This is a genomic window from Chelatococcus composti, assembly GCF_014201415.1.
GTDB lineage: Bacteria > Pseudomonadota > Alphaproteobacteria > Rhizobiales > Beijerinckiaceae > Chelatococcus_A > Chelatococcus_A composti.
The window spans coordinates 36,694-49,241 of record NZ_JACHEH010000010.1; the positions used below are offsets into that span (position 1 = coordinate 36,694).

At 66.5% G+C, this 12,548-nt stretch carries 10 protein-coding genes and 1 pseudogene; 10 read left to right on the forward strand and 1 reads right to left on the reverse strand.

Annotated elements, in window-relative coordinates; translation table 11 throughout:
• The first annotated feature begins 51 nt into the window (after positions 1-51).
• The 3 genes from HNQ73_RS16670 to HNQ73_RS16680 all read left to right on the forward strand — a co-directional run bounded on the left by HNQ73_RS16670 (position 52) and on the right by HNQ73_RS16680 (position 2,010).
• The gene (locus tag HNQ73_RS16670; RefSeq protein ID WP_276513671.1) at positions 52-1,326 is read left to right on the forward strand and encodes a hemolysin family protein; all 1,275 of its coding nucleotides are present in this window, start codon (positions 52-54) and stop codon (positions 1,324-1,326) included.
• Between the two features lie 215 nt (positions 1,327-1,541).
• A complete protein-coding gene (locus tag HNQ73_RS16675) occupies positions 1,542-1,757 on the forward strand; it encodes a hypothetical protein (protein WP_183336397.1) in 216 nt (71 codons plus the stop codon).
• A 52-nt stretch (positions 1,758-1,809) separates the two neighbouring features.
• Entirely contained in the window at positions 1,810-2,010 is a 201-nt protein-coding gene (locus HNQ73_RS16680; RefSeq protein WP_183336341.1) for a DUF4167 domain-containing protein, read from the forward strand.
• A gap of 21 nt (positions 2,011-2,031) precedes the next feature.
• On the opposite strand, the gene HNQ73_RS16685 is transcribed toward HNQ73_RS16680, so the two are convergent.
• Positions 2,032-4,233 carry a sensor domain-containing phosphodiesterase gene (locus HNQ73_RS16685; protein WP_183336342.1) on the reverse strand — a complete coding sequence of 734 codons (2,202 nt, stop codon included), beginning with the start codon at positions 4,231-4,233 and terminating at the stop codon, positions 2,032-2,034.
• A 311-nt stretch (positions 4,234-4,544) separates the two neighbouring features.
• On the opposite strand from HNQ73_RS16685, the pseudogene HNQ73_RS16690 reads away from it, so the two are divergent.
• From HNQ73_RS16690 to HNQ73_RS16720, 7 genes and pseudogenes are all read left to right on the forward strand, one after another.
• A pseudogene (locus HNQ73_RS16690) lies at positions 4,545-5,946 on the forward strand (circularly permuted type 2 ATP-grasp protein).
• 13 nt (positions 5,947-5,959) lie between these two features.
• Positions 5,960-6,907 (forward strand): alpha-E domain-containing protein, encoded by a 948-nt coding sequence (locus HNQ73_RS16695; RefSeq protein ID WP_183336344.1) that lies wholly within the window; start codon positions 5,960-5,962, stop codon positions 6,905-6,907.
• An 8-nt stretch (positions 6,908-6,915) separates the two neighbouring features.
• Entirely contained in the window at positions 6,916-7,743 is an 828-nt protein-coding gene (locus HNQ73_RS16700; RefSeq protein WP_183336346.1) for a transglutaminase family protein, read from the forward strand.
• A 101-nt stretch (positions 7,744-7,844) separates the two neighbouring features.
• Positions 7,845-8,582: a proteasome-type protease gene (locus HNQ73_RS16705; protein ID WP_183336348.1), complete on the forward strand. Its 738-nt coding sequence runs from the start codon at positions 7,845-7,847 to the stop codon at positions 8,580-8,582.
• A gap of 201 nt (positions 8,583-8,783) precedes the next feature.
• On the forward strand, positions 8,784-10,040 hold the full coding sequence (locus HNQ73_RS16710) for a multidrug effflux MFS transporter (RefSeq protein WP_306415747.1): 1,257 nt from the start codon (positions 8,784-8,786) through the stop codon (positions 10,038-10,040).
• A gap of 129 nt (positions 10,041-10,169) precedes the next feature.
• Positions 10,170-11,417 carry a glycosyltransferase family 2 protein gene (locus HNQ73_RS16715; protein ID WP_183336352.1) on the forward strand — a complete coding sequence of 416 codons (1,248 nt, stop codon included), beginning with the start codon at positions 10,170-10,172 and terminating at the stop codon, positions 11,415-11,417.
• 107 nt (positions 11,418-11,524) lie between these two features.
• Positions 11,525-12,529 (forward strand): aldo/keto reductase, encoded by a 1,005-nt coding sequence (locus HNQ73_RS16720; RefSeq protein WP_183336395.1) that lies wholly within the window; start codon positions 11,525-11,527, stop codon positions 12,527-12,529.
• The last annotated feature ends 19 nt before the right edge of the window (positions 12,530-12,548 follow it).

Here is a 12,548-nt window from a genome sequence, read left to right on the forward strand (position 1 = left end):
TGAGGCGAAGCCGCCGCCATGGGTTGCGCGCGTGCATCATGGAGCGCCTTCTTGTTACTTGAGCTTGCCCTCGTGGTGGCGCTGACGGTCCTGAACGGCCTCCTGGCCATGTCGGAACTGGCCGTCGTTTCCGCTCGTCCGGCGCGGTTGCGCGTCCTCCACAATCAGGGCTCGAAGGGTGCCGGTGTCGCGCTGTCGCTTGCCGAGACACCCGGCCGCTTCCTGTCCACGGTGCAGATCGGCATCACGCTCGTCGGCATCCTGTCGGGTGCGTTCTCAGGCGCGACGCTCGGCGTGCGGCTGGCGAACATCCTCGAGGGTCTCGGCTGGCCGCGCGGCGCGGCGGATGCCGTCGGCGTCGGTGTGGTCGTCGTCGCGATCACCTATCTGTCGCTCATTGTCGGCGAGCTCGTGCCCAAGCAGATTGCCCTGCGCCATCCTGAGCGGATCGCCATGCGCGTCGCCCCGGCCATGGCCCTCTTGTCGCGTCTTGCGGCGCCGCTGGTGTGGCTGCTCGACAAGTCCGGAGGCGCGGTCCTGCGTCTCCTTGGCCAGGGAGGTCGTTCGCACGAGACGGTGACGGAGGAGGAGCTGAAGAGCGTCATCGCCGAGGCCGAGCAGGCGGGTGTCCTCGAAAGCCAGGAGCGTGACATGATTGCCGGCGTGATGCGCTTCGCGGACCGGACGGCAAGGGCGCTGATGACGCCGCGGCGCGAGGTGGAGCTTCTCGACCTCTCGGACGACATCGAGACGATCCGGGAACAGGTGCGCACAACGCGTCGCTCGCGCCTGCCAGTGCGGGAGGAGGAGCCGGACGGCATCATCGGCATCGTCGCGGTGAAGGATCTCGTGCCGCTTCTCGCCTCCGACACGCCGGATATCCGCAGCATCATCCAGGAGGTGCCGATCGTCTCCGACCACGCCCGTGCCCTTGATGTCCTGCAGGCGATGCGGGCCTCGACCGTGCATATGGCGCTGGTCTTCGACGAATACGGCCACTTCGAGGGCATCATCACGTCGGCCGACATTCTGGAGGCCATCACCGGCGCCTTCCACGAGGAGGGGGAGGAAGAGGCGCCCTACGTCGTGCGCGAGGACGGCTCCTTCCTCGTCTCAGGCTGGATGCCGATTGACGAGTTTGCCGACAAGATCGGCGCGCCCGTCGAGCGGGACGGCGATTTCGAGACCGTGGCCGGCCTTGTCCTCAATACGCTCAACCATCTCCCGGAGGTGGGGGAGAGCTTCCAGCTCGGCCCGTGGAAGTTCGAGGTGGTGGACCTCGACGGCCGGCGCATCGACAAGGTGCTCGTCAGCCGCCTGTCATGACACGCGATGGTTGCGGGACTTGAAAGCGCCACATTGTCCTCCCATATGAACGTTGCGGGTAGGCCCTGACGCGGATGCGATAGGGCCGGGAGGAACTGCCAATCCAAGAGGATGGCTGATCTCGGGGCCGCAGAAACCGCACCCCGGTGCCCGCCTAACCAGAACAAAAAGGACAATGCCGCATTTATACCTGCGGCGGACATATCATGAGAACTATGGACAATTTGAAGAGCGCGGCCGTTCGGACGCGCCCGGTGCCGCATATTGTGGCGACGGGGCGAGTTCAGCGGCATGAGACATCCCATCGACCGAACGTGGCGCAGCTGCGCCGAGGGCAGGAACCGGCCTTGCGCGACGAAACCTGGCGTCCTGAACCGTGCGGCCTGTCGCGGCACGAGCTGCGCAGCATCGTCGCCGATATGCTCGGCTGAGCCGGGCACGGCGCAATGGAAGCCGGCAAGGCCGGTTTCCCGGATACGATCAATGAACCACCCATCCCCCCAGGCCGCCCGTCCGCGTCGCGCGGGCCGGCGGCCGAATGGCCCCGAGGCGCGACGCGCCTATGAGCGCTATCTGGAGCTCGCCCGCGGCGAGGAGCGCAGCGGACACCGCATCGAGGCCGAACGCTTCTACCAGTTTGCCGAGCATTACCTGCGCGTGAGCAAGGAAGCCGGCGAACACTAGCCTTGCCTTATGACACGGTTCTCAGCGCAGCCGTGCGGTCTGCTGCAGAGCGCCGGGATTTTCCCCTCTCAGGTGAGCACGCAGCATCTCGAACGGCCCGGCCTGGCTGAACCGGAAGCCCTGCGCCGCGTCGCAGCCGATGGCGCGCAGGAACTCCAGCTGCACGTCCGTCTCCACACCTTCTGCCGTGACCGTCAGGCCGAGATTGTGTGCGAGCTCGATGAGCGCGCGGATGATAGCCGGGCTCTCCGCCTCCCTGCCGATTCCGGCGACGAATGAACGGTCGATCTTGATGCAGTCGATGGGGAAGTCCCGGAGGTGTGTCAGCGATGAATAGCCGGTGCCGAAATCGTCAAGCGCGATCGGCACCCCCGCCCGACTCAGTTCCTCGACCGCGAGGCGCACGTTGCGCGCCTGCTCGCCGATCAGCACCGTCTCGGTGACCTCGAGCTTTATCCACGAGGGCGGAATGTCGCGCATGCGCAGCTGGCTGAGGAAACGCGCGGCATAGTCGCCGCCTGCGAATTCCGCCGCGCTCGCATTGATGCCGATGGAGATCGGCCCTTCAAAACCGTCGGCGCGCAGCTCTGCAAGGTGTGCCGTCACCAGGCTGAGGACACGCTCGCCGATGCGCCGCGCGCTGTCCTGGTCTCCGAAGGCGTGGGAGAAGGCCTGCGGCGTCAGGACCGTGCCGTCACGGTTGCGGATGCGCACGAGCGCCTCGTAGCCCACGAGCCGGTCGTCCCGCAATTTCACGATGGGCTGGTAGAACGGCAGCAGCCGGTTGGTCGCGAGAGCCTTGCGCACCGTTTCGACCGCGAGCCGTCGTTCGTCGAACAGCGACGCGACTTCCGGTGCATAGGTGCCGACCGCGCCACGCTCGCGCCGCTTGGCGGTGTAGAGGGCGACGTCTGCGCACTTCAGCAGGTCGTCGGCCGTCGAGGCATCGTCCGGATAGGAGGCGAGGCCGATCGTTGTCGTCACATAGTGACGGTCGTTGCCGATGCGGATGGGCTTGCGGATGGCGGTGGTGATGCGTGCGGCGACACGCTCGGCAGTGTCCGCGTCGTCACTCTCGTCAAAGATGATGGCGAATTCGTCACCGCCGAGACGGGCAAGGAACATGTCCCGGTTGCAGAGCTGCCGCAGCCGTTCCGCGACCGCGATCAGCACCCTGTCGCCCACGTGGTGGCCGCAGGTGTCGTTGATCTCCTTGAAGCCGTCGAGGTCGAGCAGCAGGAGGGAGGCGCGCCCGCCGCGGGAGGAGGCCCGGTCCACCACGGCCTCAAGGTGCGTCCTGAAGGCGGCGCGGTTGGCGATGCCGGTAAGCCCGTCGAGATGCGCAGCCCGCCAGAGGGCTTGCGTTGCCGCGATCTCGTGCGTCACGTCCTGGACAACGCCGATGACGCGGACATGGCCGTCTTCGCTGCTGACCACACGTTCCCCCACCGCGCGCATGGTGCGCCGCTCGCCCGAGGCGGTCACGAGATCCGCCTCGAAGGAATAGGGGGCGCCGGTCTTCACCGTCGCCTCCAGCTTACGGCGGATCTCGGCGGCGGCCTTCGGTTCGTATCGCGCGAGAACGGCGTCGAGCTTGAGCGGGCTGCCGACCTCGAGGCCGTGGAGGCGGTAGGATTCGTCCGACCACGTGAGCTCACCGGTTGCGGCGTCGTATTCCCATCCTCCCAGTGAGGCGAGCCGCTCGGTCTGCGCGAACAGCCTGTTGCGCCGGGCGAGCTCCTCGCTCTGCCGCCGGGCGTTCGCTTCAGACAGGGCGAGCTTGACCGCATTGGCATGAGCCCGGATCAGCCCTTCGACCACCCGGCCGAACTCCGTCAGGAGCCGGGCCTGGTCAGCATCGAAATCCCGCGGCTTCGTGTCGATCAGGCACAGCGTGCCGAGCCGCAGCCCGGCGTCGTCATGGAGCGGGCAGCCAGCGTAGAAACGTGCAAAAGGCGGCCCCTGGACGAAGGGGTTGTTTGCGAAGTTCGGGTCTGCCTGAAGATCTCTGACGAGGAAGATGCCGTTCTCGACCGGGGCGTAAATGCAGAAGGCGTAGCACCGCGGCGTCTCCTCGATGTCGAGCCCTTGCCGCGCCTTGAACCACTGCCTGTCCTTCTCGAGGAAGGAGATCACGCAGATCGGGCAATTGAAGAAAAAAGCAGCGAGCCGGACGACGGCATCGAAGTCCGGCCTGGCCGGTGTGCCGACGATGCCCAGCATCTCAAGGGAATGCAGGCGAGCCTCCTCATTCCCTGGGATCGGGTATGGCAGCATGTGCAGACCCGCATGCATTTCACGAATCGATAAAATCATAAAATTTTGCTGCCTGCCGACAATACGACAATACACTGTGTGAATGCGAGAGCCGGCAGGCTGTTCCGGGGAGGTCGGGTGTTCAATCGGACAGGGCCGAGTTTGATCAACTCTTGGGCGTTGATATGGCGGCTCATCGAGGTTTTGCGCTTTGGGACGTGAACTGGCACGCAAATTGATTGGTTCTCCTCGCAACGACAGCACAAGCGGGAGGGCACATGAAGCCGGGAGCCTTCGACGAGATGGTCGGCTTCGGGGAGGGTTGCAGCCCTGCTATGAGGCGCTGAAACAGTGGCTCGACGATGCGCCGGCGGACCTGCTTGATCAGCGGCGCAAGGAGGCGGAGCTTCTGTTCCGCCGCATCGGCATCACCTTCGCCGTCTACGGCGAGCAGGCGGCGCAGGAGCGGCTCATCCCCTTCGACATTATTCCCCGCATCCTCGCGGCCGACGAATGGCGCAGGCTCTCGCACGGGCTCGAGCAGCGGGTGAAGGCGCTCAACGCCTTTCTCAGGGACGTCTACGGCAATCGTGAGATCGTGCGCGCGGGCATCGTCCCGGAGGAGCTTGTCTTCCGCAATCCCTATTTCCGCCCGGAGATGGCGCACCTGCGCCTGGTCGGCGATGTCTATGTCGCCATTGCCGGCATCGACGTCGTACGTGTCGATGACGACACGTTCTACGTGCTCGAGGACAATGCCCGCACGCCCTCCGGCGTTTCCTACATGCTGGAGAACCGGGAGGCGATGATCCGCCTCTTTCCCGAGCTGTTCGCCCGGCAGATGGCTATCCCGACGAGTTGCTCGCCACCCTGCATTCCATTGCGCCGCGCCGCGGCGAGGAGCCGTGTGTAGTGCTGCTCACGCCGGGGCCATACAACAGCGCCTACTATGAGCACTCCTTCCTCGCCGACAAGCTCGGCGTCGAGCTGGTGGAGGGCCGCGACCTCTTCGTGCGCGACGAGACGGTGTTCATGCGCACGACCCAGGGGCCTAAGCGGGTCGACGTCATTTACAGCCGCATCGACGACGACTTTCTCGATCCGCTCGTCTTCCGGCCGGATTCTCTTCTCGGCGTGCCGGGGCTGATGCTGGCCTACCGGGCCGGCAACGTTAGCCTCGCCAACGCCGTGGGCACCGGCGTCGCCGACGACAAGGCGATCTACAGCTACATGCCGGAGATCGTGCGCTTCTATCTGGGTGAGGAGCCGATCCTGCAGAACGTGCCGACCTGGCGCTGCCGCGAGCCGGAGGCTCTCGCCTATGTGCTCGATCACCTCGAGGAGCTTGTCGTCAAGGAGGTCAACGGCTCCGGCGGCTACGGCATGCTCGTCGGGCCCGCGGCAGACGCGGAGACGCGACGGCTCTTCGCCGAGAAGCTCAGGCGCCGGCCCGACAATTTTATCGCCCAGCCGACCTTGGCGCTCTCCACCTGTCCGACCTTCGTGGGTTCCGGCATCGCGCCGCGCCATGTCGACCTGCGTCCCTTCGTCCTGACCGGCGCCGACAAGGTTCGCATCGTCCCGGGCGGGCTGACGCGCGTGGCGCTCACCGAGGGCTCGCTGGTCGTGAACTCCAGCCAGGGCGGCGGCACCAAGGACACCTGGATCCTCGGCGAATGATGGCGAGCAACCGATGACGCTTCTTTCCCGCACGGCCGACAATCTCTTCTGGATGGCCCGCTACATGGAGCGGGCGGACAGCGTCGCGCGCATTCTCGACGCCGCCTATCGTCTGTCCTCGCTGCCCACCGCCTATGGCGGGCTGACGAGCGAGTGGGAGTCCGCGCTCGCCACGGCGGGCTGCACCGAGGCTTTCGCCGCGGCCCACGGCAAGGCGACGCCGGAGGATGTCGTCCACTTCCTCGCCATCTCGCCGGACAATCCCTCCAGCATCCGGCGCTGCCTCGAGACAGCGCGCGCCAATGCCCGGGCCGAGCGCACGGCGCTGACCGTCGAGATGTGGGAGGCGATCAACGACAGCTACCTGACCATGCAGGGGTGGGCTGACCGCGGCGTCTCGCTGGCCGACCTGCCGCGCTTCCTCGCCTTCGCCAAGGAGGCGGCCCTGCGCTTCGACGGCTCGGCCCACCGTACCATGCTGCGCACCGACGCCTTCTGGTTCACCTGCCTCGGCCTTTGCATCGAGCGGGCGGACAACACGGCCCGCATCCTCGACGTGAAGTATCACGTGCTGCTGCCCGACCATGCGCGCGTCGGCGGCGGGCTCGACTATTACCAGTGGGCCTCCATCCTGCGCTCTGTCTCGGCGCTGACGAGCTATCGCTGGGTCTATCGCGACAGCGTGAAGCCGTGGCTCGTGGCGGACCTGCTCATCCTCAAGGAGGACATGCCGCGCTCGCTCGCCGCCTGCTACCGCAGCATCAACGGTTACCTCGACGAGCTGTCCGCTGCCTACGGCTGGCAGGGCAACAGCCAGCGCCTTGCGCGCAGCATCCACATGCGTCTCAGCAACACCTCGATCGAGACCATCTTCCAGTCGGGCCTGCACGAGTTCGTCGAGAGCTTCCTTGTCCAGAACAACGAGCTCGGCGCGGCCATTGCCGAGCAATATCTGAGCTGAGGTGGCTCATGCGTATCCGCGTCTCCCACACCACCCGCTACGACTACTCCCCGCCTGCCAAGTCGGCCATCCAGCTTCTGCGCCTGACGCCGCGCAGCCACGAGGGGCAGCACGTGTGCCAGTGGCGCATCGGCGTCGATGCCCAGTGCCGGCTGAAAGCGGGGGAGGATGCGCTCGGCAACATCACCCATTCCTTCACGCTGGAGGGGCCGATCCAGTCCTTCTCGGTGACGGTTGAGGGCGAGGTCGAGACGCAGGACACGGCTGGCATCGTGCGCGGCACGGTGGAGCGCTTTCCGCCCGGTCTCTTCCTCCGCACCACGCCGCTCACCGAGCCGGACGATGCCATCCTCGCCCTTGCCGGCGAGGTGCGCGAGACGTTGGGGCGGGACCCCATCGCCGGCCTGCACGACCTGTCGGGCAAGATCCACGCCCGCATGGCCTTCGACACGGGGGCAACGACCACGGCGACCAAGGCCGGCACGGCGCTCGCCCTCGGCCACGGGGTCTGCCAGGACTTCGCCCACATCTTCATCAGCGCTGCACGCTTTCTCGGCGTGCCCGCCCGCTATGTGTCGGGCTACCTGCTGCGCGAGGACGGCCTCGTGCTGCAGGAGGCGGGACATGCCTGGGCGGAGGCCCATGTGGAAGGGCTCGGCTGGGTCGGCTTCGACCCGGCGCACGCCATCTCGCCGACGGAAGCCTACGTGCGGCTCGCCGCGGCCCTCGACTATCACGGAGCGGCGCCGGTCCTCGGCAGCCGCTATGGCGGTGGGCAGGAGAGCCTGGACGTCAGCGTGCGTGTGGAGCACGCCCGACGCCAGATCCAAAGCTGAGTGCGTGGCGCGGGCTTGCCTCGGCGGACGGCTTCGGTCTATCGCCACGACGCCGTCGTGCCTGCGGCGGCGAGTGGCTCGAGGAAAGGGCGGGCGTAGCCATGACGTATTGTGTCGGCATCCTGGTGCGTGAGGGGCTCGTGATGCTGGGCGACACCCGCACCAATGCCGGGCTCGACAACATCGCCACCTTTCGCAAGCTCACTGTGCTGGAAAGGCCGGGCGAGCGCGTGATGATGCTCGCCACCGCCGGCAACCTGTCGATCTCCCAGTCCGTCATGAGCCTGCTCACCGAGGGCATCGAGAGCGAGGCCGGCACGCGCCGGACGCTGATGGACGTCGAGAGCATGTTCGAGGCGGCCGGGCTTGTGGGCGAGGCCATCCGCCAAGTCTACGCCACCTATGGACCGGCGCTGCAGCAGCAGAGCATGTCCTTTGACGTGACCTTCCTCATCGGCGGCCAGATCAAGGGCCGCAGGCTGCGCCTCTTCCAGGTCTACGCGGCAGGCAACTTCATCGAGGCGACGCAGGACACACCCTATTTCCAGATCGGCGAGCACAAATATGGCAAGCCCATCCTCGACCGCTCCATCTCCTACGATGTGGAGCTGCTCGATGCGCTGAAGCTGGCGCTCATCTCGATGGACTCGACCCTGCGTTCCAACCTGAGCGTCGGTCTGCCGGTCGATGTGGCTGCCTGCCGCACGGACGAGCTGAAGGCCGCCGTCTCCTATCGCATCGAACCGGACGAACCCTATTTCCGCGACCTGCGCGATCGCTGGTCGCAGGCGCTTCGGCAGGCGCATCTCGCCATTCCGCGCCCGCCGTGGATTGCGTGAGCCGCCCCGCGGCGCCATGCGCTCGTCGCAATTCCCTGACAGAGGGAAAGCGAGAGACCCGCGCATTGCGCATGCGCCCGCCGTCAGCTAGGCCGTGGACTTCCTTGCCCCTGCAGGACGATCACGGGTAGAAGGGGCCTACACAACGATTGCCGCACCTGCCTGCAGCAGGCATGCGACGGATTTGTCATGCGAGCCGACTTGTCAGCACAGCCCCAGACCGGTGGCGAACCCTTCGCGCCGGCATACCCGCCGTTCTTCGAGTTCGTGGCGCTTGTCGCGCTGCTGATGAGCATAGCGGCCTTTTCCATCGACAGCATCCTGCCGGCCTTCAGCCACATCCAGGCGGAGTTCGGCGTCGTCGACGGCAACGACCTGCAGCTTGTCGTCTATGCCTACATGGCGGGCTTCGGCATCATGCAGCTCGTCTTCGGCCCGGTGGCGGATGTCGTCGGCCGCCGGCCGACGCTGATGGCAGGCCTTGCCATCTATGTCGTCGGCACCGGGCTCGCGTTGCTGGCGGACGGCTTCCACATGCTGCTCGTCGCCCGCTTCGTGCAGGGCACGGGGGCGGCCGCGGCGCGTGTGCTGGTGGTGACGCTGGTGCGCGACCGCTATTCCGGCCGCGACATGGCGCGGGTCATGTCGCTCGTCATGATGCTGTTCATCACAGTGCCGATTGTCGCGCCGGCCATCGGCAGCGCCATTCTGGTGGCGAGCGAGTGGCACATGATCATCGTCGCCATGTTCGTCATGGCGGTGATCATGTTCACCTGGTTCGGGCTGCGCATGCCGGAGAGCCTCAATCCAGCCTACCGCAAGCCGCCCGCCGTCAGACCGCTGGTCGCCGATGTACGTCGCATCGTCGCCTCGCGCATGTCCTTCGGCTACTCGACCGCGATCATGCTGATGCAGGGCTGCATCATGATCTACATCGGCCTTGCGGCGCAGATCTTCGAGACGGACGGCTACCGCCTCGGTCCGGTCGGCTTCCCGATCGTCTTCGGCCTGCTCGGCATCACGCAGGGCGTGGCGTCTTATCTCAATTCGCGGCTCGTCGGCCGTTTCGGCATGCGCCGCATGTCCCATGCCGCTCTCTGCGGCTTCTGCCTGTCGACGGGCGTTCTGCTCGTCATCGCCGTGGCCGAGGGCGGGCTGCCGCCGCTCTCCGTCTTCGTCGGCCTGCTCGCCGTCAGCCACTTCCTGTTCAGCCTGACGATGCCCAACTTCAACACCATGGCCATGGACGAGCTGGGCGACATCGCGGGTACGGCCTCGTCCTTCATCGGCTTCTACGCCACGGTGGCGAGCGCGATCCTCGGGGCCCTCATCAGCCGCACCTTCGATGGCTCGGTGATCCCGCTGTGCGGCGGCTACCTCGGCCTCGGTGTCGCCTGCCTCGCCGTGGTGCTGTGGGCCGAGCGCGGCCGTCTGTTCCAGCCGCATCAGGGCAGCTAGGCAGGCAGCCAGGCGTCATCTTCAGGCGCGCCGGGGCGACAGGCTCAGGCGAGGGTGGCGGGGTAGAACAGGCGCTGATTGGCGAGCTGCGGGCTTCGCCGCGCCAGAACTTCCACCGAGAGACGCCGGATGAGTGACATCAAGCTGAGCATCTGCATCCCGACCTACAACCGCGCGCGGCATCTCGAGAAGGCGCTGGCAAATTTCGCGGACCATTACGAGATCCCCTTTCCCTACGAGATCGTGGTGTCCGACAATGCCTCGCAGGACGACACCCGCGCTGTCGTGGAGCACTTCACGGCCAAGGGATTGCCTATCCGCTACTTTCGCCAGCGCGAGAACTGCGGCGGCGTGCGCAACATCGACAGCGCGTTCCGGCACGCGCGGGGCGTGTACAGCATGTATCACGCCGACGACGACAGTCTCGTCATCGACGGCCTCGTGAACGCCGTCAACTACCTCGACGCCCATCCCGACGTGGGGGTCTGTTACGCGCCCTGGTACCTGCATAACGAGGTCGAGGGCATGGACACCGGCCTCTTCTACGAGAATCCAAGCGATCTGAAGTTCGCCAAGGATGCCTTCGAGCAGGTCTTCAGCTTCCTCATCGAGCGGCATGTGTTTCCTGAGGTCGCCGTCTTCCGGTCGTCGGTGCTGCGTTCGGCCTGGCAGGACCGGCATTTTGCCTTCGTGTTCTTCGCCACCCTGGCGCATCTTCTGGCAAAGAGTTCCGTGGCGTTTCTGCGGAAACCATTCTATCGTGCCGTCATGCAGTCGGCCGCCGGCCGCGACCGCACCCAGGCGGGGCACGAGGAGGCGATGACGGCCTGGGATCGCTACCGCGGCGGGCTGGAGTACTACCTCAACTTCGGCGCACGGCGCGGCGTGGTCCGCTTGACGCCGGAGCGCCGGGCCCTCTTCGACAAGCAGATCCAGCAGTTCACCGCCACGCGCATGTCGGTTGCGATGCGCATGTGGGTGAACCGGAAGGATTATCTCAGGGCCTACGAGATCTGCTCCCGCCTCGTCTATGCGGGCTTCGGCGAGCATCCTATGGTGCAGCAGTACCGCCAAACGTTGGCGGTGCCGGCTGCCGTCCAGTCGCTTGCACTGCTCGTGTCCGGCGCTGCGGAGGTGGAGAAGCTGCTTCTCAAGGGTTTCAGCAATCCCGATGCGCTCGAGAAGATGCTGCGGGAGCTCGGCCTGCGGGAAGACATCGCGGTACTGACCGACGAAGCGGGCCTGCAGCCGGCGGACACTGCCCGCACGGCCGTGTTCGTCGCGAAGGAAGCGGACCGCCAGCCTTTCCTCGACAGGGGCTTCTTTCCCGGGCTCGTGCTCTGCGAGGCCGACATAGCTGACACGATCGTTCTGTAAGGTTCGGCGGCTGCGCGGGGCTTGTTCCCGGGCTGCGGGCATGTTGAGCTGCCGTGACTGGCGACTGTCCGGCCAATTCCGGGAGGGAAGATACTGTGACCCAGACGATGCCCATGCGGCGGCTCGGCCGTTCGGGCCTGACTGTTTCGCGCCTCGTGCTCGGCACCATGATGTTCGGTGGGCGCACCGACGAGGCGGAGGCGGCCCGCATCATCGCCCATGCGCGCGAGGCGGGCGTCAACTTCATCGACACGGCGGATGTGTACAATGATGGCCGGTCGGAGGAGATTGTCGGCCGCGCCATCCGGGCGCACCGGTTCGACTGGGTGCTCGCCACGAAGGTCGCCAATCCGATGGGCGAGGGGCCCAACCGGCGCGGCCTCTCCCGCCGCTGGATCGTGCAGGCGACGGAGGATTCGCTGCGGCGGCTCGGCGTCGATGCCATCGACATCCAGTACCTGCACAAGGAAGACAACGAGACGCCGCTCGAGGAGACCGTGCGGGCGATGGCGGATCTGATCCGCGCCGGCAAGGTGCGCTATTTCGGCGTGTCGAACCACCGTGCCTGGCGCGTGGCGCGCATCGCCGCGCTTTGCGACGAGATCGGCATCGACCGGCCGGTGGTGTGCCAGCTCTACTACCACGCGCTTTATCGGCCGGCGGAGGTCGAGCTTCTCCCGGCCTGCGCGGCGCTGGGTATCGGCACCGTCGCCTACAGCCCGCTCGCGCGCGGCGTGCTCACCGGAAAGTACGCGCCCGGCGTTCCTGCCCCCGAGGGCAGCCGCGCTGCGAGCGGCGACAAGCGCATCAACGAGACGGAGTTTCACCCCGCCAACCTCGAGGCCGCGGCGCGGCTCAAGGCCCATTGCGACCGGCGGGGATACGACATGGGCGCCTTCGCCGCCGCCTGGGTGCTGGCCAATCCCCTGATGACGGGCGTCATCGCCGGGCCGCGCACCATGGAGCAGTGGCAGGCCTATCTCGCTGCGCTTGACCTGACGCTCGATGCGGAAGACGAGGCGGCCGTCGATGCCGTGGTTCGCCCCGGCACGACGGCCATTCCGCAGTACATTGATCCGGCCTACCCGGTGGAGGGGCGCCCGCGCGCCTGACGCGCTGCCGCCCGAGCGG